18 protein-coding genes are annotated in these 24295 nt (G+C 37.7%); 8 read left to right on the top strand and 10 right to left on the bottom strand.

What is annotated here, in order from left to right:
- The first annotated feature begins 183 nt into the window (after positions 1-183).
- Positions 184-1677, top strand: a complete 1494-nt coding sequence (locus FHS59_RS16890) for a hypothetical protein (protein WP_184496549.1) — start codon at positions 184-186, stop codon at positions 1675-1677.
- A complete protein-coding gene (locus FHS59_RS16895; RefSeq protein ID WP_184496550.1) occupies positions 1674-3233 on the top strand; it encodes a hypothetical protein in 1560 nt (519 codons plus the stop codon). The genes FHS59_RS16890 and FHS59_RS16895 overlap by 4 nt, the downstream gene beginning before the upstream one ends.
- On the opposite strand, the gene FHS59_RS23475 is transcribed toward FHS59_RS16895, so the two are convergent.
- The gene (locus FHS59_RS23475) at positions 3230-3355 is read right to left on the bottom strand and encodes a hypothetical protein (protein WP_262890873.1); all 126 of its coding nucleotides are present in this window, start codon (positions 3353-3355) and stop codon (positions 3230-3232) included. The two genes, FHS59_RS16895 and FHS59_RS23475, sit on opposite strands and share 4 nt — an antisense overlap.
- Before the next feature lie 359 nt (positions 3356-3714).
- Here FHS59_RS23475 and FHS59_RS16900 point away from each other — a divergent pair, with 359 nt between their 5' ends.
- The 4 genes from FHS59_RS16900 (at position 3715) to FHS59_RS16915 (ending at position 6921) form a co-directional block, all read left to right on the top strand.
- The gene (locus tag FHS59_RS16900) at positions 3715-4068 is read left to right on the top strand and encodes a four helix bundle protein (RefSeq protein WP_184496551.1); all 354 of its coding nucleotides are present in this window, start codon (positions 3715-3717) and stop codon (positions 4066-4068) included.
- Positions 4069-4344: 276 nt separating this feature from the next.
- Entirely contained in the window at positions 4345-4851 is a 507-nt protein-coding gene (locus FHS59_RS16905) for a winged helix-turn-helix domain-containing protein (RefSeq protein WP_184496552.1), read from the top strand.
- Positions 4852-5170: 319 nt separating this feature from the next.
- A complete protein-coding gene (locus FHS59_RS16910; RefSeq protein ID WP_184496553.1) occupies positions 5171-5449 on the top strand; it encodes a GIY-YIG nuclease family protein in 279 nt (92 codons plus the stop codon).
- A gap of 644 nt (positions 5450-6093) precedes the next feature.
- Positions 6094-6921, top strand: a complete 828-nt coding sequence (locus FHS59_RS16915) for an ABC transporter permease (protein WP_184496554.1) — start codon at positions 6094-6096, stop codon at positions 6919-6921.
- A gap of 293 nt (positions 6922-7214) precedes the next feature.
- Here the strand turns inward: FHS59_RS16915 and FHS59_RS16920 are convergent, their stop codons facing one another.
- Entirely contained in the window at positions 7215-7373 is a 159-nt protein-coding gene (locus tag FHS59_RS16920) for a hypothetical protein (protein WP_184496555.1), read from the bottom strand.
- A gap of 43 nt (positions 7374-7416) precedes the next feature.
- Here FHS59_RS16920 and FHS59_RS16925 point away from each other — a divergent pair, with 43 nt between their 5' ends.
- Both FHS59_RS16925 and FHS59_RS23480 read left to right on the top strand, forming a co-directional pair.
- Positions 7417-8325 carry a glycosyltransferase family 2 protein gene (locus FHS59_RS16925; protein WP_184496556.1) on the top strand — a complete coding sequence of 303 codons (909 nt, stop codon included), beginning with the start codon at positions 7417-7419 and terminating at the stop codon, positions 8323-8325.
- A 398-nt stretch (positions 8326-8723) separates the two neighbouring features.
- Positions 8724-9395, top strand: a complete 672-nt coding sequence (locus tag FHS59_RS23480) for a GNAT family N-acetyltransferase (protein WP_184496557.1) — start codon at positions 8724-8726, stop codon at positions 9393-9395.
- Between the two features lie 319 nt (positions 9396-9714).
- Here FHS59_RS23480 and FHS59_RS16935 read toward each other — a convergent pair whose 3' ends face one another.
- From FHS59_RS16935 to FHS59_RS16970, 8 genes are all read right to left on the bottom strand, one after another.
- Positions 9715-11364: an FAD-dependent oxidoreductase gene (locus FHS59_RS16935; protein WP_184496558.1), complete on the bottom strand. Its 1650-nt coding sequence runs from the start codon at positions 11362-11364 to the stop codon at positions 9715-9717.
- 117 nt (positions 11365-11481) lie between these two features.
- On the bottom strand, positions 11482-13143 hold the full coding sequence (locus FHS59_RS16940) for an FAD-dependent oxidoreductase (RefSeq protein ID WP_184496559.1): 1662 nt from the start codon (positions 13141-13143) through the stop codon (positions 11482-11484).
- Positions 13144-13236: 93 nt separating this feature from the next.
- Entirely contained in the window at positions 13237-14181 is a 945-nt protein-coding gene (locus FHS59_RS16945) for a RagB/SusD family nutrient uptake outer membrane protein (RefSeq protein ID WP_184496560.1), read from the bottom strand.
- A gap of 4 nt (positions 14182-14185) precedes the next feature.
- Positions 14186-14917 carry a RagB/SusD family nutrient uptake outer membrane protein gene (locus tag FHS59_RS16950; protein ID WP_184496561.1) on the bottom strand — a complete coding sequence of 244 codons (732 nt, stop codon included), beginning with the start codon at positions 14915-14917 and terminating at the stop codon, positions 14186-14188.
- An 11-nt stretch (positions 14918-14928) separates the two neighbouring features.
- Positions 14929-18252, bottom strand: coding sequence for a SusC/RagA family TonB-linked outer membrane protein (locus tag FHS59_RS16955; RefSeq protein WP_184496562.1), 3324 nt, complete (start codon positions 18250-18252; stop codon positions 14929-14931).
- Between the two features lie 161 nt (positions 18253-18413).
- On the bottom strand, positions 18414-19454 hold the full coding sequence (locus FHS59_RS16960; RefSeq protein ID WP_184496563.1) for a FecR family protein: 1041 nt from the start codon (positions 19452-19454) through the stop codon (positions 18414-18416).
- Positions 19455-19586: 132 nt separating this feature from the next.
- Positions 19587-20231 carry an RNA polymerase sigma factor gene (locus FHS59_RS16965; protein WP_184496564.1) on the bottom strand — a complete coding sequence of 215 codons (645 nt, stop codon included), beginning with the start codon at positions 20229-20231 and terminating at the stop codon, positions 19587-19589.
- Between the two features lie 647 nt (positions 20232-20878).
- Positions 20879-24295, bottom strand: coding sequence for a hypothetical protein (locus FHS59_RS16970; protein ID WP_184496565.1), 3417 nt, complete (start codon positions 24293-24295; stop codon positions 20879-20881).

Consider the following 24295-nt stretch of genomic DNA (forward strand, 5'->3'; position numbering starts at 1 on the left):
TACCCAGTACTGGGTATTTTTTTGTTTCAGGCACATGAATTTATCCACATTTTGGTCTTTTTAAAGGAATTGATTGTATTTTATGGTGTTAAATTTATTTGGCTTAAGGTTTTCATTTGGAGCATGATTTTAAAAAAAAGCAGACTTTTTCAGATTTACCTCATTAGTTTTTGTCTGCTTACCTTGGCTTTCATCATTTTTGGCTTCAATAAGGGTTTCGATGTCATGGACGAAGGTTTGTATTTGCTTCTTCTAGATCCCTTACAGGAAAATCAAGCTGGGATTTATCATTATGATTTGTTCTTCAAGCTCTTCTACCAACTTACTGGATTTGAATTCGGAATTGTCTGCTCCAGATTTTTAAGATTGCTTTGCTATTTCCTAGCGGCATTATCTCTTACTTATTTTTGGAAGAATCTTAATCAAAAACAGGATTTTGACTGGGAGCATGGTTTGATTTTTCTATTAGCTATATTCTCAGGTTATGCGTTTTTGCCGGCAAGTTTATCCTATAATTCCCTATCGGTGACATTGGCTTGCCTATGGCTTTGGATGATTTCTTATAAGACAATTCGGTTATCCAGAGTTTTGATTTTGGGTTTCATTTTGGCTTTGCTGATTTATGTGAAAATAACCGCAGCATTTTGCTTGCTGATCCTATCCCTGATTTGCTTGGGATATAAAAGGCAGTTGAACTGGAAAATTATCTTAAGCCTCTCAGTTCCATTTATCTTGTTGGAATGCTTTTTTAGTCTTTCAGTGGGTGTTTCGGTCATCTCCCGAATTCAGGAAAGTTGGGCGATGATGGACTCGAGGTCTGATTATCAATGGGGACATTTATTTAAAATCAACCTAGTGGGAGCGTTTTGGATTCTTCTGGTAGCCATTCCTGCTTATTTGATTTCAAAACTGAAATCCAGCTTTACTTCATACTTGTTAGCTATTCTTTTAGGAATCATAGGAGTAGTATTTAATATCACTTGGATTACAGAGGAATGGTCTCATATTTTTATGTTGATCACTGCTGCTCTGATGGGATTTTTTGTCGGGAGATTTGATTGGAAATCAATTTCCAAAGATCAGCATCTTTTACTGTTATTAGTTCTGATCCTTCCTTTTGCCTTACATATGGGCTCCAATGTTTACTGGCTGCGACTCGGAATTCATTACTGGGTGTTTTGGCTTATTACTTTGATGTTTTTAGTAGGCCCAGACACTGATAAAATCTCCCAAATAAAAGTTGCAGTTCCCATTGTTTCCTTGCTCTTAGTATTCAATGGGATATGGTGGAAACCTTTCGGTTCAGAGTCGCTTTGGAACTTTAACAGCAAATGGGAATATAAACCAGGAAGGTATATTTTGCTTTCTCGGGAAATGCATGAGATTTTGTCAGATGTGAAGCCAATGCTTGCCGAAATCCCCGATTCAGAAATGATCGCTGTTTATAGAAACCCAGGATGGATGTATCTTCTGAACAGACAATCTCCTAACAGTCCCGGAATTTGGGATCAGGATCAATTAAAATCTCTTTATCCTGAATTTCCCAAGGGACTGAGAGCCATTTTATATTTTCCTTATCAAGAGCTCCCAAATTTTAGGCCGGAAGAATTTATCGAAAAAGAATATAGCTTTGCCCAAGGTACTCTTAAATTGGAATTGAGAAAGCAAGAAGATTGAAAACCCTACTGAAGAATAATTTCCAATTCATCTGGTCCATCCTTGGGCTTATCGCCACCATTACCATTTGGTTTTTGCCTTGGAGGTTTCAGGTAAATGATGATGAAATCATGATGTGGCTGGTTTCAGGAGCCTATACTTGCACACCTGAATCCTATGTCGTTTTCATCCATCCCATCCTCAGCTGGATCTTTTCCAAGCTTTACACCCTAGCGCCAAATATTCCTTGGTATCCTCTTACTTGGTTCTTTTTTGTTTTCCTGTCATTTACTTCATTAATATCAATTATTGGGAGATTAAAAGTATCAATTAGTCAAAAAAGTCTCTTTGGGTTGCTCAACCTTTCCATCTTACTTCATTTACTTTTCTTTTTACAATTCACCCAGGTAGCAGGCTATATGACCATGGCTGGATTCGGCCTACTTATTAAAAAAGAGGAATTTGAGAAAGTTAAATGGGAGTCATATCTCTTGATTTTAATTGGTTTTTTAATCCGATTTGAAGCTGCTGCTCTGGTTACTTTCGGGATACTCATCTGGATTTTCTGCCAATATCCTTTTAAAAATCTGAAAGGATTTCTTCCTTTTTTATTCTCAATCATTTTGATAGGAGCAATGGTTTTTGGGAGTAAAACCATTTATGAAAAGGCATCGGATTATAATGAATTCTTGGCTTTTAACAGAGCTAGATCCTCAGTTATTGATCATCCGGTTTTTTATCGGAAAGTTCTGGAAAATGAAATTGACCCTGATGATCCTTGGTTCTATTTTTCGCGATGGTATTTCGAAGAAGGTCATATTGATTTAGATGCGTTAAACGCTGAGAAAAGTAATTTGGATTCTGAGCTTTTTACAATCAATCAATTCAAAAATACATTTGTTCGAATCGTTTTGGTTCAAAAGGCGGAAGCATTTAAATCCTTTTTATCGCTGATAGTTGTTCTTCTAATCCTTTTCGGTTTCAAGAAAAAGAATGTTCTGTTTTTAGGTCTTTGGGCTTTGATTTTTATGATTTTAAATCATTTTTATTTGTTTTATGGAAGAGTCAATATGCTCTTTTTTCTGGTTTTAGTTTTTGTATTGTTTCAAAATTCGCATGTTATTAAAAAACCTAAATTCATTTATGCAATTGGACTCTTATTAGTATTGGGTTTAGGATATCACTTTTACAATTTTCTGGATGAAGGAAATGGTAGAAGAGTGATGAAAAAAGAGATGAAAAGATTATTGGCTGAATTGCCTGATACAGAACCTGTGTTTTTAGAAGGGTATCAAGAACATATGTTTGGGTTGAATTATAGTGCAAGTTCTCCGGTACCTTTTATCAACCAAGGATGGCTTTCTAGATCCCCCTTTCAAAAAGAGATTTTAAAGAGGTTTGGAGTGAATAGTTTAAAAGATTTGGATTCTTTTTCTCTTTTAGCAATTAGAATGGATGAGCCACTTGTTTTCCCTGATTATATGAAATCCATAAATCCGAATTTTCAATTGAAATCATATAATACCAGTGATAATTTTCAGTTTTTAAGGTTTAAAGCCAGTGTGGGGAAACATTAATCAAAATAAATCCTTCCAACCTCCAACTTCCCACTTCCAACCTCCAACTTCCCACCTCCAACTTCCGACTTCTCCCCATCTACTTTAAACTTTAAACTCTCTACTCTCCCTTCACCGTTCATCGTAAAATTGCATTATTCCCAAATCCCATTAAATTTGTTTAACCGAGTAATAAATTTACTCAGTCGCTAGTTTCCATGGTGGGAGTGAAAGGGCGAAGCTGTCCGCCGGAGGCGGAATTTAAAATTTATAATTATTTAATTTAAAATTGAACTTGGGTTCTATTTCTAATCTTTTGTAAATTAATTAGGCCTTAATTTTAAATTTTAGTATACGCTTTCATACCTGTACCCAAAGAAAAAAGGGGTTGAAGTCTCTTTCAACATTTTATGGACAATGGACTGTCTTTGGTGGATGATTATCTGCTAATTTTAAATTATTAATTTTCCATTTTAAATTTCCCCATTTTTAATTTTTTATTATGGCAAATATTATTGTTGATAAAACATTCAGGTTTGCTCAGGAGATAATTACTGTTTATCTGGATTTAAGAGAAAAAGGTCATTACAAAATTGCAGATCAACTAGTAAAATCAGGAACCTCTATTGGCGCCAACGTTGAAGAAGCACAAGCTGCCCACTCGAAGCTTGATTTCGTAGCAAAACTCACGATCTCAAATAAAGAAGCTCGGGAAACCAGGTACTGGCTAAGACTATTGGATAAAAAAGAATTACTCTCCGAACATCCTTCATTTCCCTATTTAAAATCAGAAATAGAAGAAATAATTCTCCTGCTTAATTCTATAATCAAGAAATCTAGAGAAAATTTAAAATAGCTCCTCGCCACCAGTTGAGATTTTAAATTCTTAATTCTTCCATTTTAAATTTCTAATTCTTCCATTTTAAATTTCTAATTCTTCCATTTTAAATTCTTAATTCTTCCATTTTAAATTTCTAATTCTTCCATTTTAAATTCTTAATTCTTCCATTTTAAATTCTTAATTCTTCCATTTTAAATTCTTAATTCTTCCATTTTAAATTCCTAATTCTTCCATTTTAAATTTCTAATTCTTCCATTTTAAATTCCTAATTCTTCCATTTTAAATTAATAAGTGCTCGAATCCCTAGTCACATCTAAAACCCGCATCAAACTTCTGCTCAAGTTCTTTGCTCATGCCAATTCAGGATACCTGCGTTCATTGGCCAAGGAATTTGATGAGTCTACCAATTCCGTTAGGGTCGAACTCAATCGCTTGACAGAGGCTGGTTTATTGGTATCGGAGGAGGAGGGGAAAACCAAGCTTTACAAAGCCAATAAAAACCATCCCTTTTTCAATGAAATCACCAATATGGTGTCCAAGTTTCTGGGGCTGGATGATTTGATGGAGAGAATCGTCAAAAGAATGGGGGAGGTGGAGAAGGCCTATATCGTGGGAGATTATGCTTTGGGAATAGACTCTGGAACAGTCAATATGATCTTAATTGGTAAAAATCTGGATAAGAAATACCTGGAATTCATCAAAGAAAAAACCTTCGAAAAAGTCCAACGAAAAGTGGAAGTAACTATCCTCGAGTCCGATCCCGGGGATATCCAAGGTATTTTGGTTTTTGGTTCCTAAAATTTATTGACGGAAGGTTTGAGATTTCTCAGTCCTTCGTCCTTCGAAATGACTCGAATAATTCATATCAACATAGTTCAAAGTCATTTCGAACGGAGCTTGCGGAGAGAGAAATCTCATAATCTCGAATAGGCTTAATAATTTAGATTTCTCAGTCGGTTGTTTTTTTAGGAGTTGAAAAACCGATTCGTTCCCTCTTTCGAAATGACAATAAAACGATCAATTAACACTCAGTCATTCGAACGAGCGAATACCATAGGAAAAGGAAGAACAGCTAATACCGCGAGGAGAAATCTAAATTCAATCTTCTTTTAAATATATGTTTGTATATATTCTTACAAATAGATCAAAAACTACACTTTACATTGGTGTTACAAATGATCTTCATCGGAGAATTTATGAACATAAAAATGGTCTTGGGTCTTTAAATTCCTTCACTTCAAAGTACCAATGTCACAACCTTGTCTATTATGAAGAATATGGGACGCCAAAGGAGGCAATAGAAAGAGAAAAGGAATTAAAAAAGTGGAGAAGGGAGAAAAAGAACAAACTTATAGAAATTCAAAATCCCAAATGGGAGTTTTTAGAAATAGACTAGGTTTGAGATTTCTCAGTCCTTCGTCCTTCGAAATGACAAAAATCAATAACAATTGTTCGAAATGACTCGAATAATTCATATCAACATAGTTCAAAGTCATTTCGAACGGAGCTTGCGGAGAGAGAAATCTCATAATCTCGAATAGGCTTAATAATTTAGATTTCTCAGTCTGTTGTTTTTTTAGGAGTTGAAAAACCGATTCGTTCCCTCTTTCGAAATGACAATAAAACGATCAATTAACACTCAGTCATTTCGAACGAGCGAATACCATACGAAAAGGAAGAACAGCTAATACCGCGAGGAGAAATCTCGCAAATAGTAACAAATACTAATGATTTAGATTTCTCAGTCGGTTGTTTTTTAGGAGTTGAAAAACCGATTCGTTCCCTCCTTCGAAATGACAATAAAACGATCAATTAACACTCAGTCATTTCGAACGAGCGAATACCATACGAAAAGGAAGAACAGCTAATACCGCGAGGAGAAATCTCGCAAATAGTAACATATCAATTGTATTTCCCACCTCCTAAATACCAGATACCAGATACCACAAGTCAAGTACCCCATACTTTGTACTTGGTACATAGTACTTAGTACTTCATACCCCAAATACCATATACCAAATTCCATTTACTTAACTCAACTTGGAACAAAAACAACATTATAAAGTCATCGAACCAACTTCCGGTTGGCAACTCATAGACTTCAAAGAGCTTTGGCGCTACAAAGACCTATTATACTTCCTGACGCTTAGGGGCATTAAAGCCCGCTATGCTCAATCGGTTTTAGGTGTTGCCTGGGCTATCATTCAACCTCTTTTTACAACGGTTGTCTTTACCATCGTTTTTGGAGGATTGGCGAAAGTAGATTCGGATGGAATCCCTTATACTTTGTTTTCCTACCTAGCCCTTTGGCCATGGAATTACTTCTCAGGTACACTGACAGAATCGGCGAATTCCCTTATCCAAAACGCCAACATGATCACCAAGGTCTATTTCCCAAGAATGGTGCTTCCACTTTCTTCTATTCTTTCCAAATTGCTGGACTTTATCATCGCTTTTGTGGTAGTGATCGGCATGATGATTTATTTCCAAATCACACCAGGTTGGGGCTTATTGGTTCTGCCTCTTTTGATCATCCAACTCCTCATGTGCAGCCTTGGCATGGGTATGATGCTTTCCGCCATGGCAGTAAAATACAGGGATGTGAAACATGCCCTGACTTTTGTAGTCCAACTCCTGCTTTATGCTGCACCGGTAGTGTATAGCACCACAGCAGTTCCTGAGCAATACCAGAAGTTTTACATTCTGAACCCTATGGTAGGAGTAATAGAAGGCTTCCGTGCAGCCTTCCTCGATAGACCCATGCCATGGGAATGGATCTGGCCAGGAACTATCGTCGCATTCATCCTTTTTGTTTTTGGCATGATGTACTTTCGTAGGATGGAGAGGATTTTTGCAGATGTGGCCTAAACAGTGGTCAGTGATCAGTTGGCAGTGGTCAGTCGCAGTTGGCAGTGGTCAGTAGGCAGTCTCAGTGGTCAGTGGACAGTTGACTGTACCAAATCCCACATACCACATACTTTGTACTTCGTACTTGGTACTTTGTACCTCCCATAGTGATCAGTCTCAGTAGACAGTCGCAGTAGGCAGTCTCAGTTGGCAGTTTTCAGTGTAGAGTTAACGGTTTACTAAGTACATCATCTTTCCAATTTCAGACTTCGTACTTGGTACTTGGTACTTTATACATCTGATAGTAGGCAGTCTCAGTGGACAGTGGTCAGTGGACAGTTGAAAGTACCCAATACCCAATACCACATTCCAAATACTTTGTACTTCGTACTTGGTACTTTGTACATCTCATAGTAGCCAGTAACCAATAAGCCCATACTTCCCTTTAGGGGCTGCGGGTAAATACCCTTCATTTTAAATTCTCAATTCTTTCATTTTAAATTTTAAATTAAAAAATTGCTTCTCTCCATAATCTCCCCAGTTTATCGTGCTGAAAACACCCTCGACCAACTCGTGTCCAGGATTCAGGCATGTATTACGGAAGGAGAATTTGAAATCATTTTGGTGGATGATGCCAGCCCTGACAATTCATGGCGTAAAATTGAACAATTAGCCGAGGTACATTCAGAAATCCGTGGAATCAAACTTTCCCGGAATTTCGGTCAACACTATGCCATTACTGCCGGCTTGGATGCAGCAAAAGGGGACTGGGTAGTAGTAATGGATTGCGACCTTCAGGATAGACCTGAGGAAATCCCCAACTTACTGGCAAAAGCTCAAGAAGGTTTCGATGTGGTATTGGCCAGGAGAATTGACCGGCAGGACAACTTTTTCAAAAGGCTTTCCTCCAAGATCTTTTATAAGACCTTGGCTTGGCTTACAGGCTCTGAACAAGATGAAACCATCGGTAATTTTGGGCTTTACCATAAAATAGTAATTGCAGAAATTATCAAGATGCGGGAAAGCATCCGCTACTTCCCAACTATGGTCAAATGGGTTGGTTTCAAGCAAACTACAATGGATGTGGTTCATGCAGGAAGAGAGGAGGGGAATAGTAATTACAATTTCAAGAGATTGTTTAATCTAGCATTGGATATTATGCTGGCTTATAGCGATAAACCTATCCGATTGGTAGTCAAAGTTGGTATGCTGGTAGCCCTTTCAGGCTTTGTTTTTGCAATTTACAACTTATACAAATACCTCAACGGTGAAATCATTGTGGCAGGATATGCCAGTTTGATTATTTCCATTTGGGTGTTGACAGGGATTTTATTGGTGACTTTGGGAATGGTAGGCCTCTATGTAGGAAAAACCTTTGAAGGTGTAAAGAACAGGCCGATTTATATAATAGAAAAGGAGATATAGGCTCCTTCGTCGCCAGAAATACCGCTTCGCAGAGATACAGCTTCGCTGAGATATTCTGCCTTCGGCAGAGAAATACAGAATCTTCGATTCTGAGATAGGGTTCTAAAATTATTCTGTTTCAATATCTCGCTCCTGTAGGGAGCCTATTTCTATGGTATTTCGCCCAGAGGCCCTATTCCACTTTCCACTTTAAACTTTTCACTTCTAACCTACCTCCTAAATACCACATACCACATACCACATACCACATACTTTGTACCAAAGAGGTCAACCTTATTTGGGATAGTTAATCTTACAGTTTTAGCTTTCATACTTAAGACTTCTGAATTAAAAAAAGTACTTTGTACACCTGTCCGCTGTGGCGGATCCAACCTCCAACTTCAAACCTCCAACTTCCCGTGTCCCCCATTAACCTCCAACCCCTTCCATTCGACTCTTCCCTGTTCAAATACCCAGTTGCCAAAACGAAGGTAGATCAGGATTGGAATGAAAAGTCCTTTTTGGATGCTGCATCAGCATTCCAACTCGTCTATATTTTTTCTGATTCTCCTCAGGAGTTTCTCAGCTTGGATATTCAATTTATGGGAGAGAAAGTAACTTTTAGAAAGCTATTGTTTCATCCCAACCAGGTAGGTGGTATTCAACAATTCAACTCTACATTAAACCAACAAATTGTCTCTCTGGCATTGGATAGCGGAAAATATTCCCGATTCAAAAAGGATACTCGCTTAAATCAAAAGGAGTTTGAAAACTTATACCAGCACTGGATAGAAAAAGCAATTGACGAGGATATTGTCCTTACCAATAAAAGCCTGACTGCAATGGCAACACTTTCAGTGGAGGAAAAAGAAGCCAGCATAGGCTTACTCTCTGTAGATGAAAAGGAGAGGGGCAAAGGCCTTGGCCGGCAACTCGTACTTGCTGCAGAAAATGAAGCCATACTCTCTGGTGCCGAGACTCTTTTCATCCCCACTCAGGCACATAATACTCCTGCATGCAAACTCTACCAATCCCTTGGCTATACTCCTGTTCAACAGGTTTATGTCTATCATTGGTGGAAAGGTAAGTGAGCAGTCGCAGTGGTCAGTATCCAGCCTGCCTGCCGAAGGTAGGTCTCAGTAAACAGTAAGCAGTCTCAGTATGCAGTGATCAGTAATCAATAGCTCTCTCAAACATCCACATACGACATACCACATTCCAAATACTTTGTACTTAGTACTTGGTACATTGTACATCTTATAGTTATCAGTGCAGAGTTAACAGTTTACTAAATACTTCATCTTTCCTATTTCAGACTTTTCCCTTCTTATTTCAGACTTCATACTTCGTACTTTGTACTTCCAACTTCCCACTCCCAAACCCCAACCTACTTTTTAAAAAGATTAAAGTTTATTGAATAGCATCTTCCATCGTTAAAACTTGTCCATCTTGTAAAAGCTCTGATTTAAGGTCTTGGTATTTCAGGTCTTGAACAGCCAAATCCTGATCTAATGCCATCATAGCAACTGTTGCGGCAGATTGTCCCAAAATCATAAAAACTGGTTCCATCCGGATAGAACCGAAAGCTATGTGACTTGATGAAACAGCAACGGGAACCACCAAATTGGTGATTTCTTCTTTTTTGGGAAGGATAGATCCTAGTGCAATTTCATAGGGGCCAGGAATGTGTACTCCAATATCTCCTTCATTTTGTACATGTCCTTCTGAATCTACATAACGTTGGATATTATGCGAATCTATGGTATAAGATCCCATTCCTATTGATTCAGGTGTAGCCTTCTTCTTGAGTAATTCATTTTCAGTCATGACATAAGACCCTACCATTCTCCGTGCTTCTCTTACATATATTTGATGTGGCCAGTTTCCGTTGTCTATAAACTCATCCTTGGCCAATCCCCAATTCTGGAATTCTTCCTGAATATCTTTCGGAACTCTCGGATCATTTGCGACAAAATACAACAGACCTTTCTGGTAATCCTCATGTTCGCGGATGATCTCCTTTCTTCTCTCATAAGTAGCTTCTGGGTAATCGTAGTTCATTCCGATATTATCCGAACTAAATGGGCCATGATTGTTGGTGTCGGTTTTGCGATTTGGGATCATATCAAATTTCCCAAACCATTCATCCCAACCATTATCAAAAATTCTGACCAATAGCTCATATTGGGTAGAATCATAATTTGCAGGCCTAGGAAATGGAACTCGGTTATCAGGGTGATTTGACATACAAGTCCGAAAACAGTAAGCTTGTATTTTATGATCTCCTTCTCCTTTGATACCGGGGTCGTTTTCACTTATTCTAGGTATAAGTCCTGAACTTGGATCCCCCTTTATCCAATATGGGTCGATTTGCGATTCTAAGACTTGAAAATGATGTCTATGATGATAAACTCCTGTTTGGATTCCATTCCACTCTTCTCCATAAACATTATTGGCCTCCCTGCCCACATGGTAACTCACTCCCGAGGCAGCCATTAAATCTCCTTCATAAGTTCCATCGATATACATTTTACCTTTGAATTCCTTACCACTTAGCATTTTGATAGAAGTGATTTTCCCATCTTTAACAATTACACCATTTTCTCTATCTAGCCATTCATCTCGAAACACTTCCAGGCCAACTTCCTTGACCCATTCATTAAAGACTTCTTCTGCTATATGTGGTTCGAAAATCCACATGGTTCTAAATTCTCCATCAATGGCGGGAGTGCCCTGTCCTTTGTTCCCGAATTCCTCTTGTGCCTCCCACTTCCAATTGTCTTCTTGGGAATACTTGTCATAAACCCGCTGATAAAATTCTCTGGAAAGACCTCCGATAACTTCTTTTTTTCCGGTGTCGGTCCAGCCAAGTCCTCCTGAAGTAAGTCCTCCTAAATGGGTGTCAGGAGAAACTAATACCACGGATTTCCCCATTTTTTTTGCTTGAATTGCTGCGATAACCGCTCCTGATGTACCTCCATATACTATGAGGTCTTTGATGTCTTCTTCTTTTTGATTGGAATTGCAGCCAGTTTCAAACACTATTGAAAATAGCAGCATAAAAATTCCAATGGAATATCTAATACTTGAGGAAATTGTCATGTTATTTTTGAAATAATTATCCCTTAAAAACCAGGTTTTCACTGGATTTTAGGAAAGGTTGTTTATAAAAATTCTCTATTCTAAACGTTGCTTATATTCAATCAAAGCAGTCTTTAGGGTGTCATATGGCAAATCTTGCAGAGCAAGTGAATGGTCGATTGCCAAGGAAGCAGCTATTGCTGCAGATTGTCCCAAAACCATAAAAACAGGTTCCATCCGGATTGAACCAAATGCTATATGAGATGCACTGACACAAACAGGTACCAAAAGATTCTGAGCTTCTGATTTTTTAGGTACAATAGATCGATAGCTGATAGGGTAGGGACCTGATACATGTGCTTCAACATTTCCTTCATTTTGTACATATCCATTCGCATCTACATAGCGCTGAATATTATGGGAGTCCATGCCATAAGCAGCTAATCCCACTGGATCATCTACAACTTCTAATCTTTCACAATGCTGTTGGGTCATTACCAAATCACTGATCATTCTTCTTGCTTCTCTGACATACAACTGGTTCTGCCAACCATCTTCACGTTCAAATTCATCTTTACTCGTACCCCATCGGGAAACTTCATTTCGGATTTTTTCAGGAATTCTTGGGTGATATGCAAGAGTCCACATTAGCCCTTGCTGATACTTTCTATGGGCTTCTACAATCTTCTCCCGCTCTTCATAACTAGCCTCTGGATAATCATAGTTTTGACCTATGTAATCAGTAGAAAATCCTGTCCGGTTATTGGTATCTGTTTTTCTATTGGGCATAGATGAATTAATCCAAGGCACAGAGTTTTCTCCTGCCTCATAGTTTCTAAACAATAATTCATATTCTAACTCATTATAACCTTCAGGCTTGGAAAAAGGAATTCGATTATCCGGATGATCTGTCAAGCACATTCTAAAGCAATAGGCCTGTACTTTATTATCCCCTGAACCATCAATACCCGGTCCCCCTTTGGTAATAAAAGGCAGTAATCCACTTTCGGGGTTTCCTTTTTCGATATAGGGATCTACACCTGGGACAAAATTATGGTTCTTGGCATTTCTAGAAGGTTTGGTCTGCAAAGTAACACCCCAATAATTCGCCTGAACTCCATTAAGGGATTCCTTGTATTGCTCATTACTTTCCCTTCCTACTGTATAACTAATTCCGGCAGTAGCCATTAGATCCCCTTCGTATGTAGCATCCATAAATATTTTGCCTTCGAATGTCTTTCCGCTTTCCATGGTAATGGAATTGATTTTTCCATTCGTTTTATTGACCCCTGTCGCTGTTCTTAGCAGTCTCTCTCCATATACTATATCCACTTTCTCATTTTCCAACATCTCTAAGTATACCTTCAAAGCAGCAGATGGCTCAAAGGTCCACATGGCATCTTCTTTGGAAGTTGTGGTGGTTTGACCTCCGTCTTTATACTCTTCTCTTTTTTGCCATTTCCAGTTTTCAGGTTGGTTGTAATAGTTTTTTATTTCTTGGTAAAATTCTCTACTAATACCCCCAATAGCCTGCTTGTTTCCAATATCTGTTTGTCCTAAACCTCCTGTGGTTAGGCCTCCTAATCGACTGCCTGGTTCAATTAACACAACCGACTTTTCCATTCTAGATGCTTGGATGGCTGCAGCTACTCCAGCTGATGTACCGCCGTAGATGACTAAATCATAAGACTGTGCCTGAGTATTTTGGGTAATTGAGAATGATAAAAGAATGCAAAAGACAATTAATATTCTTTTCATAAAATTTTTATTTAACTGTTTGAAAAAGATAGGATTACCTCACTTAAATAAAATGATTGTTTTAAATAAGATAACCCTATCCTTAAAGTGATATTAGTATCCAGGGTTCTGCACTAGATTAGTATTGGTTTCCAATTCGATTCTTGGAATTGGCCATAAATAATCTCTATTAGGATTAAAAGCCCTAGTCTCTATGACCACCATTTCATCGGCATTACTGATATGGTCATAATGCGGAGTTCCCAATTCATCAATTATAGGAGCTTCAGTTAACCATCCACCTTCACCATACCGATTGACTCTTCCTCTTACCGGACCTGGGATCACATCTTCGGCAATTTTCCATCTTCTGATATCGAAATATCTCAATCCTTCTATACCCAATTCACTTCGTCGCTCCTTTTTAATTATGTTGAGCAACTCAGTAGCTGTTTTCCCTGATGGGATAGGAGGCATCTGCACAGACTCTCTTTGACGAATTCTGTTGATGGCCTCGTAAACACTTTCATCAACTTCTCCCAGTTCTACTTTTGCTTCCGCGTAATTCAATAAAACTTCTCCAAATCTTAAAATTGTCAAGTTTTGATCAGATGATCCCACATTTGTAGGATAATCAGATACATCCACATGTTTCCTGAAAAGGTATCCAGTAAAGGAAGCATAGGCATGTTGGGCTTCAATGTTAGGCACCCTCACTTTTTCATCACCCCTAAATTCCCAAGTCTCTGTACTGTCTCTATGTGTTTCAAATATCCAGTTTACCAATCTTGAACCAGGCACCACCAAAGTGTAATTCAACCTTGGATCCCTATTTTCAAAAGGATTTTGCGGGTTGTACAAAGGAGATTTATCGATAGATAATCCGTCGATACAGTCAAAAGTGTCTACAAAATCTTGCGGTGGTTTCTTATTGGAATGTCCCAAAGCCATTCTGGATAGAAAGTCCCTAGGTGTATTATGGGTTTCAACTCCCCTTAAAAACTGGATTCTCATGATTACTTCAGGAGAATTGTCCCCTGCAAAAGTAAACATGCTCATGTATTCAGGGTCTTATTGTATAAGCCTCAGATTCCATAAGCTCCAAGGCTGCAGCTTTTGATTCATCCCATCGCTCATTCCATAACGCCACTCTTGAAATCATCGCTAATACAGCACCTTTTGTGACTCTTCCTTTCTGTGTACTGCTCATCGGTAAGTACTCTTTTACCTCATTCATTTCAGAAAGGACAAAATCAATAACCTCGCTTTTAGGGGTTCTTGGTACTTGAGCTTCTTCTAAACTAAGTATAGAAGTAACCAATGGTACATCTCCGTATAGTTGAGCCAGATAGGCGTAAAAATATGCTCTCAGAAACCTGGCTTCACTAACTAGCCGATTGTACTTTTCAGGATCCATTTTTGTCCTTAAATCTTCAGATCCTGAAGTGATGGCATTTACACGATTGATCGCCCTGTAAAAGTTAGACCAAAACCCATTGGTGTAACCATTATCAGCATTTTGCTCACCTCTTCCCAATGCCTGTAGTGCACTGCCATTTCGATCCCAACCGTCATCTGAAGCGAAATCAAAGGTTAAAAACCATACTGCACCCTGCGTCTTATACATTAACCTATTGTAGACTCCTGTGACAGCCATCTCCAATTCTGTTTCATTGGCAAAAAAAGTTTCACTTGATGGCGAATCCAGCGGTAATCTGTCCAAATATTGATCATCACAAGCCGGAGCAATTAATAAAACAAATAGTACTGCGATATATATGATTGTATTTTTCATGAGTTGCCAGATTAGAAGTTAAGATTTAGCCCCATTGTATAAGTTGACATCTGTGGGTACCAACCTCCATCACTTACTGGTGCCTCAGGGTCATAACCCTCATAGAAATTGGTGATGGTAAACAGGTTTCGGCCACTTAAATAAACCCGAAGGTTTTTGACTTTCCATTTTTCCAATAATGGACTAGGAAAAGTGTAACCTAATTGTACACTCTGCAACCTCAGATAAGAAGCATCACTCATCCAAAAACTTGAATTTTGTTGATTGTTGGTCTGATTCCAAGCTAATCTAGGATACCTCGCATCGGTATTATCTGGAGTCCAACGATCTTTATGTTGTTCCTGTACAGTTCCTCCCAAGTAGAATGGCATAATTCCTTGACCGAATAAATACCCATCGGCTTTCCCTACACCTTGAAAAAACACAGAAAAATCAAATCCATTATAATCTCCATTTAATCGGAGTCCATAAGTGTACCTAGGAATGGGACTACCTATTACGGCCAAGTCTCTGTCATTAATCATCCCATCTCCATCTATATCCTTATACTTAATGTCCCCTGGAGCCACGTTTCCAAACTGGGTAGCATGGTTGTCTACCTCTTCTTGGCTTTGGAATAACCCCTCCGCAACATAACCAAAGAATGAGCCTATAGGATGACCTTCTCTATTGACGGTGAGACCAGTATTTTCTATGCCCTTCATGTCAATAATCTCATTCTGGACATCAGAGAAATTGACCATTACTCCATAGTTAAAAGCTCCGATTCGATTGCGATAGTTGAGCATCAATTCATAACCTTTGTTATTGACTATCCCTGCATTTTGATAGGGAGCACTGAGTCCCGTAGTCAATGGAATATTAAGAGGTAAGAGGATGTCTTTGGTCTTTCTTATATAATAATCCATGGTGACATCGAGTTTTCCCCAAAGGTTGAAATCGATACCAAAATCTGTGGATTCTGTTACTTCCCATTTTATATCCTGGTTTGCCATGCTGTTTAGTGCCGCACCTGGAGAAATCACATTGTCAAATGAATAATCCTGGCCACTGCCCCCCAAAGAAATAAAGGCGGCATAAGGGTATAAACCGATGTTTTGGTTTCCTAACCTTCCCCAAGATGCCCTGATTTTTAGTTGGTCAATTATCCCAGTGGAGTTTTTCATAAAGCTTTCCTCCGAAATTCTCCATGCAGCAGAGAAAGAAGGGAATACTCCAATTCTGTTTCCTTCAGCAAAGCGGGAAGATGCATCTCTTCTCAGATTTGCTTCCAATAAGTATCTTTCATCGTAATTATAGGTAACTCTTCCAAAAAGAGAACGAAGTGCCCAATGTGTAGCAGATCCTCCTGTTTGTTCATTTAATCTGTTACCGGCATTGATCTGCTGATAATCCGGCAATGGAAATACCTGCCTGTACGCGGAAATCCAACTGTTTGTCTGATCCTCTTGTTGGTAACCACCTGTAAATCCTATTGTGTGCAGATTGTTAAAGGTCTTTTCTATATTTAATAAAAAGCGCACATTATTATACCACTCTCTCGTATACCTTTCGGAAAGTGAGTTTCTCTGAGGGACAAAAAATGTTGGTGTTTCTCCATCACGGGCATAAGTCTGCGTTATGTTGGCAAAGCTTTTATTATGTGGATTCCAAAGTTTGGGAGCATACATTCCTTCCACCGAAAGCCAATCTGTCAAATCATATTTTAGCCTGAAGTTCAAGATGGCATCTAAACTCTCCATTGTGGTCAGACCTCCATCTTTCGCCCTTGCCAATGGATGGTCTCCGTTCCATCCTTCTCCATACCTTCCATTAGACAAGATTCCCACTTCATTGGCTGGTATTCTTCTCATCCAATGAAATACATAACCTGTCCCATTGGAAGGTTCTATCTGCTCAGCTCTTCTGAGAAAAATATCTGATGAAAAGTTTAATCGGTCCGTAATTTTAATATCAGAATTCAATCGAATATTAAACCTGTTGAAACTTGTATTGGGAATAATTCCCCCTTGATTTAAATAGCTAAACGATCCTAGAATTTTTGATTTTTCACTACCTGCATTGACGCTTACATTATGGCTTTGCATAAAAGCAGAATTACTCATTGTTAGTGCCTGCCAATCGGTGTCCGGAAATTGATCAGATGGCATACCTGCGGCATACCTAGATAGAAAATCATCTGAATATTGAGGGTCATTGCCGATATTAGTAAAGGCTTCATTTGCCAAAAGCATATGGTCCATAGCACCTACTATTTCCGGTAATCTCGTTGGTACTTGAATTCCTGCATACATATTATAATTGACACTTACTCCTTCCTTACCTCTCTTAGTAGTGATCAAAACAACTCCGTTGGCAGCCCTGGAACCGTAAATTGCAGCAGATGCAGCATCTTTAAGCACGGAAATGCTTTCTATCTCATTAGGATCCACATTGTTCATATTGGTTTCTACACCATCCACCATAATCAATGGATTGGAATCACCAAGTGTTCCTACTCCTCTAATTCGGATATTTCCTCCATCTGATCCGGGTTGCCCACTTCTTTGGGTTACTGTGACACCCGGGGCAACTCCCTGAAGTACCATAGAGGATTGTCCTACTGGTTGATTTTTAATGTCTTCTGAAGGAATGGCGCTGACAGCTCCTGTCAAATTCACTTTTCGCTGGGTACCATATCCGACCACTACTACCTCTTCTAAGTCAGAAAGACTCTCTAGTAGCGTTACAGTGACCGTGCTTTGATTGCCAATCTCCAATGACTGGTCCTCATATCCAATAAATGAGAATACCAATGTGGAATTTTCCGGAACATCAAGGCTGAAATTTCCTTCTACATCACTGATGGTACCGACGGTAGTGCCTTTTAATACGATAGTTACCCCTGGAATAGGGACTCCTAACTGGTCTACAACTTTTCCTTTTATAGGGATTTCCTGGTTTTCTGTGACAATCGATACTCGAGGTAGTGACGGGTTGATTTTGACATCTATAGAATTATTGACCTGCCTGAAGCGCAAATTGGATTGCTTGGATACTGCAATCAGAAAACTTTCTACCGTACCCGTTGCAGTTAACAGCTGAATCTGGTCGCTACCGTTGATATCCTTTTGGTCATAAAGGAAACTATATGATGTTTGTTTTTCTATAAGCTTAAAAAACTGGTGGAGGCTTAAAGACTCTTTTTCCATTTTTACCCATACTTTGTCAATGGGTTTGTATTGACCTGCCACAGTGGTGGCAAGGCCAAAATTTATTGCCAAAAACTGTACTATAAATCCATATAAGAAGTATTTGGACAACATATAAATTGTCTTTTGTAAGTTTAATTGCATAATTTTAAGCGGTTTATTGATAATTCATTAAACTGGGTCTGAAGGATCGTATTCTATTCCCCAATAGTGTGTATTCCCTTTAGACCATCAAAATGAGCCAGCTGATTGATTCAGTTGGCTTACTTTTTATGTGTCATTGAAAAATGAGTAGTACATGATTTTTAGTTGTTGAAGTGAATGGTTACTTTTTTATTTTCAAGTTGATAAGTGAAATTTTCAATGTTAGAAATACTAGTCAGTACATTATTTAAGGTTTGGTTTTCAAACTTTCCGTTAAATTTCCATTGATGAGGAGGAGTGCCTTTGACATTAAATTCAACTCCATACCATAATTCAAGCTGTTGGATAACCTGGGCAAAGTTTGCCTGCAGGAATATTAACTTTCCAAATCTCCAACCTAAATCCAGCTCTTGATCAAAGTCAGCGATTGACACTGAATCAGCCGAACTTTCATAGGATAATGCCTGTCCAGGCTTCAGAAAATAAGTTTTTAATGAGCTTGCTTCGAGCACTGAAACTTTTCCTGTGACAAGAGATATCCTTGATCCTTCACTCACTGTTGCATTGATATTAAATGAAGTGCCCAATGCCGTGGTAGTCAAGTTGGAAGCTTTCACTTGAAAAGGTTGATCTGGGTTTTCTGCCACTTCAAAAAATCCTTCTCCTATTAATTCTACAAAGCGAACAGTAGAATCAAATTTTTCAGGATACTTTAAACTACTCCCGGAATTAAGCCAGACCACCGTCTGATCCGGTAATCGGAAATTCAATTTTTCTCCCTCATTGGTAGATTTGGTGATCCAATTTGTTGTCGGACGAGTAGTTACTGTATTTTCTCTTTTTGAGTAATAATAAAGAAATGAAAGAATGAAACAGATAACTAAAATGGCTGCTACTCGGGTGATTTGCCAGCTAACTCTAAAAATTCTTGTTCTCTTGTCCGAATCTAAACTCTCTCTTTCCTGATAATCAGGATTGGTTTCGCTAAGAATTTTAAGCAAAACTTCTTCCTTGCTGGCCTTGGATACATTTTTTGAAGGGAATTTTAAACCATGAATAACTTCTCGTGCAAGTTTTACATCCTCGATTCGCTTTGGATTGGCCTCCATCCAGCTTTTCCAATAAGTTTCTAAATCAGGGTCTGGGTATTTTACCCACCTGATAAATTCCAGGTCCTCTAAAAGATCCAAAAAAGTTGCCATTAAGGTTTTTGGGTTATTGTTTTACTAGGTAAAGGCAACAATTAGGAAAACAACGTCATAATTTTTTGACTTTTTTTAAAAAATCTTTTCAAGAAGGCCTAAAAACTTCATTTTGTAATATAAAATGGGGTATTATGGGAGTTGTACAATAAAAAATATGGGTAGATACCCAATGCTTTCCCTGAGACTTCGAAGGGCTTTGTACATAAGGTCACGGGCAGATTTTGAATCATGTAATTCCATTAACTCTGAAGCCTGTTGGTAGCTCATCCCTTCATAAAATATATAATAAATGATTTCTCTTTTTCTGGGGGATAATTTTGAAATCGCCTCATTGATTAACTGACTTTTCTCCTGGTCAATTTGACGTTTGATCAGCGTTTGTTCATGGGAAAAAACAATCTCAAAACTATGTTCGGTATCTAGTACTTGTTTTGTGTTTTCCCAAGCCTTAAGTTCTTTAAAGATCCTTCGTTTAAGACATTTAAAAAGATAAAACTTGATAGAATCTGTGTTCCCTAAAGTTTGACAGTTTTTTTTCAAGTCCAAAAACACCTCTTGAATGGAGTCCTTTACAAGTTCTTCATCATCCTTGATTCTAATCCCATAACTAAATAAAACATCAAAAAATCGCTGATAGATTGTAATGAATGCAGAATTATTACCAGATTTAAATGATTTCCATAAATCACTATCGCTGCTGATCTGTATCTCTTGATTATACAAATTTTTCTTCCCCTCTTCTTTTGGATCAGGGATATAATTTTGGTTAATCATGGGTTGGGTCTATTGTATTGGTAATTAACTATATTTTGGTAAAAATTAAAATATACACTTTTAAAAGTTTGTAAAATCATAAATTAAAGAATTATAATATTTTTATGAAGAAAAATAGAAATTAAATTTTGCGATATTCAATTTCCTCTGAAAAGAATTCTATTTCTTAGCTTATACTATTCACGTAATTATTACTTCTTTATGAACTGCGAACTTAATGAACTACTAAATCATAAACCTCCAACCTACCTCTGGTAAGCAGCCTTTAAACTTCTCACTTCCAACCTATCTCCGGCAGGCAGGCTTTAAACTTATTATAACTATCTCGCTGCCGCAGGGAGCCTATTTCTATTGTATTTCGCCAGTAGAGACTTTTTAAACTTTAAACTTTTCACTATTCAATTTAAACTTCCAACCTCCAACCTCCAACTTCCAACTTTAAACTTCTCACTTCCCAAATACCCCATACTTTGTACTTAATACTTGGTACTTTGTACTTCCCGCCTCCAACCTCCAACCTCCAACTTTAAACTTTTCCCTTCTAATTTCAGACTTCGTACTTCGTACTTCCCACCTACCTCCGGTAGGCAGGCTTTACACTTTTGACTTTCATGGGGAGCCTATTTCCACAGTATTTCCTTCCCTGATCAACTTTTCTGAACGAAAAACCGTCTGACTTCTCCTGCCACAAAAGTGACTAATCCCAAAATTCCTGTGACCAAGGCCTGTAATTCAGTAAAAAATGAGCGCTCAAAATAAGCTACCAATCCAATTGCAACAATTAAAAATGAGAATACAGCCCATTGAACATTTCCTGCATTGCTGTTTTTCTTTCTGTATTCTTTGATTTCTTTTTTCATTCTGGTGGAAATAGTTGCCAGTACGAAGAACCGGAATGTTTTACTGAACAATTGTAGATTTCCGGCCAATTCACTTTTAGAAATCACACCTTTTTGAAAAAGTTCTACCACTTCATCATAGTGTTGATAATTTAAAAACCCCTCCATGGCATAACTATAGCAGACATTTTTTTCTTCTAAGCTCAATTCCGCCCAAATATTATAAAAATATGCTTTTCCATATCTCTGAAGCAATAGCCGGGCATTAGGATCTTCGCTATTCTTGGAAATCAATCCCCTTTTATAAAAATAAAGTTCCAATTCTTCCTCATTAAATGTGTTTTGAGTATGGATAGCAATCGAATTTGTTTGTGGCTTCAATGGGACAAACTCAAAATAATAACCGTTCATCAATTCTGAAAACCGCACTTTTGCCTCATCGGATGATAATCGGGAAACTAAATTTCTCCAACTGATACCCGAACTGAGAATTAAATGAATCGATGAGGAAAGTTCATGGATGTCAGGAATACTCTTCATGAATTCATCCACAGAATCCAGTGTATGAACATCTTCTATCAAGAGCGCCTTTTTCCCAATGAATTTTATTGGATTAGGAATTTCTAAACCTGTATCGGAACAGTCAATAATCAATAATTCATCTTCCTTCAATCGGAACTGAGAATAAATCCAATACCTGCTCACATTACTGTCACACCCGGTTAGGAATAATCTTAAGTTAATGCAATGATTGAGTTCAGATTGAATGATACTTCCCAATGCATTTTCTTCCCTGACATTAAAGTCCAACCAAAATAATTTTTTGAGTAAAAAGTTCAATGTATGCCAGAAAAGCAATAAAAATAGAAGTAATAAGACTAGGACAACTATGGTCACCCAATTAAAACTATGTTCAGTTTCATCACCTAAGTCAAATCCAATAGAGGATGCAGCCTTATGATAGATAGCGGGATGTGGATTAATAAATCTCGATACATGTTTATCATGAGTTAAAATGGTAGTAGAAAATAAGCTTGACCTCTTTTCTTGGTACCAATTAAAATCGCAGTTTTTACAATTCTTGTTTAAAGAATCTAATTCTACGCTCTGTTTTACATTGTTGATCAGGCTTTCATCCCAGATTTTTTCCTCCATTTCAAAAACTGCATCACTGATGGATAAACCGGGTAAAAAGCCAAGTCCTATAAACCAAATCAAGAAAAAGAAATAATAGGGTTTTTTATTTTGATATTCTGAGTTTTTTTCTCCAAAATATAAAATTCCATAAACCAGAAGGATTGAAAATATACCACAGGAAAAAATCAAAATCAGACTGCCATGTAAAGAATCTATTACCAAGGATCCTATAAACCACAAAGAAATAAAGATAAATAAAGCAATGGAGGCATATTTGAAATTAACTGCCTTATGTTCTCGATATAAGATCCACCAGAATAAAAATTTCTTCCAATTGTATTTTTGTTTGATTAGGAAGTTGGTCAGAGAAAACATTAATAAAATAACAACCAAGTAAAGGGAAGTGAATAAAAAGCTTTCCATTGCGGCCAGACCGGATTGAATATGGTAATTATTGAGATCAACTAGGTAGATATACCACAATGGTTCATGGTTGCTGCCTAAATTCATAGGGCTGATCAGTGCTTTGTATTCATGACCATTAATTCGTATCGGCTGAATCCAATTATCCTCTAAATAACTTTCATCATAATTGAAAATAGTTTCGAAAGTCTCCCATTTTTCAGCTTCTACCACTGATTGAAGTTGGGTGAACTGGATCTGGAATTTCGAACTGGCGTAAACCACTTCTCCGCTTTTCTTAACTAATAAAAATCTTCTTTCATCCTCGAGGGGTGGGTATTGCATTTTGAATGATATTGCCTGGACATTTTCTTTTCCCTGTTTACTGATAATTTGTTCAGGCACACCATCAGTTTGAGAAAAAATCCGCTCCATAAAAAGTGGATCTTCCTTTTTATCATTTTGATGGTATTGATAATAATTTCTATGGGAAACGGAGTAAAATGAAAAGTCCAGAGAGTCTTTAATGGTATGGTAATTAAGTGTTTGATACTTGACTAATTGTCCTTTGCTATCTGCCTGAAAAATTTCGTTCACATTACTAGAATCAATTTTCTCTTTTTCTAATTGCTGTAACATATAGCAAATCTTTTCAGAGAGATGGTGTTTTGCTGCACCGGCTAGGATTTCATCTTTCTCCAATTCATGGCCAAAATGAATAAAATAGGAGCAAGTCCATCCTGCGACCAGCATAAACATCAGCAGGGATGCCCCAATCGTAATGACCTTTTTTTGGCTAAGCACATCACCCTTGCCCATACTCAAAAATGAAATAATTGGTAACAAGGCTAATAAAATAATCAGGGCCAAAACAGAAATAACAAGAATTGTAAAGTCAATCTTATAAGCCGCCTTTTCCAAATTACCCTGTTGGATCAATCCCAGAACCCAAATCTTGGTATTGCCTTGAACCAGGGGTACGATATATGCGGAATACTGATTAGAAAATAATTGCAATTGAAATTTACCCGAATAGCCTCTTATTGAATCAGTTAAATCCTTATTTATATCTTCAGCAAAACTTAATCCCTCTAATTTTTTGGGATAGAGTACCTCTCCATTTTCCCGTATGAATACCAATTCATCAAAAAATATATTTTTCTCCCCCATTTCTCTGAGCCAGTTTTGGTAAGAAACTTTGGTGGAGAGGAAAGTCATATCACTGTCCTTTTGATTTGGAATATTAAAAATCTTTTTAAAATGGACTTCTTTCGTATCGTTTAACATCGCATTAAACCAGGAAGCATCTTTGCCCTCCAGCCAAAGCGATTGCAATGGGATTTTTGAAATCACCACTGAATCAGTAAAAAAAACTTCTGGAGTAGAATTTTGGGCAATGGAGAACTTGAATTTGTCATTATCCCTATCATTTTGCTGAAGTGCAGCCGCTTGTTTTTGAGTCTTATTGTCTCCATGGGAAGCGAATATATACCATGAAAAGCTCCTTATTTCTGCTCTTAAATCCTCAGTGGATTTTAAAAGAGCATCCCTGATCATTAGGATATTCCTTGAAGCCTGATTATCCAATTCCTCCCGATTTAAGTTAGCCTGGCTAAATAAATAAGCAGACATAAGGCCTAATATGACCATTCCCCCAATCCATAATAGTAGCCCTATGCGGTTCAT

Origin of the sequence: Algoriphagus iocasae (genome assembly GCF_014206875.1) — a bacterium.
Lineage (GTDB): Bacteria > Bacteroidota > Bacteroidia > Cytophagales > Cyclobacteriaceae > Algoriphagus > Algoriphagus iocasae.

What these genes read in the sequence shown, in the direction of transcription:
- FHS59_RS16955 (WP_184496562.1), bottom strand. Translation starts at nt 18,252, where the DNA reads ATGCAATTAAACTTACAAAAGACAATTTATATGTTGTCCAAATACTTC.
- FHS59_RS16950 (WP_184496561.1), bottom strand. Translation starts at nt 14,917, where the DNA reads ATGAAAAATACAATCATATATATCGCAGTACTATTTGTTTTATTAATT.
- FHS59_RS16970 (WP_184496565.1), bottom strand. Translation starts at nt 24,295, where the DNA reads ATGAACCGCATAGGGCTACTATTATGGATTGGGGGAATGGTCATATTA.
- FHS59_RS16945 (WP_184496560.1), bottom strand. Translation starts at nt 14,181, where the DNA reads ATGAGCATGTTTACTTTTGCAGGGGACAATTCTCCTGAAGTAATCATG.
- FHS59_RS16935 (WP_184496558.1), bottom strand. Translation starts at nt 11,364, where the DNA reads ATGCTGCTATTTTCAATAGTGTTTGAAACTGGCTGCAATTCCAATCAA.
- FHS59_RS16910 (WP_184496553.1), top strand. Translation starts at nt 5,171, where the DNA reads ATGTTTGTATATATTCTTACAAATAGATCAAAAACTACACTTTACATT.
- FHS59_RS16960 (WP_184496563.1), bottom strand. Translation starts at nt 19,454, where the DNA reads ATGGCAACTTTTTTGGATCTTTTAGAGGACCTGGAATTTATCAGGTGG.
- FHS59_RS16900 (WP_184496551.1), top strand. Translation starts at nt 3,715, where the DNA reads ATGGCAAATATTATTGTTGATAAAACATTCAGGTTTGCTCAGGAGATA.
- FHS59_RS16920 (WP_184496555.1), bottom strand. Translation starts at nt 7,373, where the DNA reads ATGAAGGGTATTTACCCGCAGCCCCTAAAGGGAAGTATGGGCTTATTG.
- FHS59_RS16965 (WP_184496564.1), bottom strand. Translation starts at nt 20,231, where the DNA reads ATGATTAACCAAAATTATATCCCTGATCCAAAAGAAGAGGGGAAGAAA.
- FHS59_RS16940 (WP_184496559.1), bottom strand. Translation starts at nt 13,143, where the DNA reads ATGAAAAGAATATTAATTGTCTTTTGCATTCTTTTATCATTCTCAATT.
- FHS59_RS23475 (WP_262890873.1), bottom strand. Translation starts at nt 3,355, where the DNA reads ATGAACGGTGAAGGGAGAGTAGAGAGTTTAAAGTTTAAAGTAGATGGG.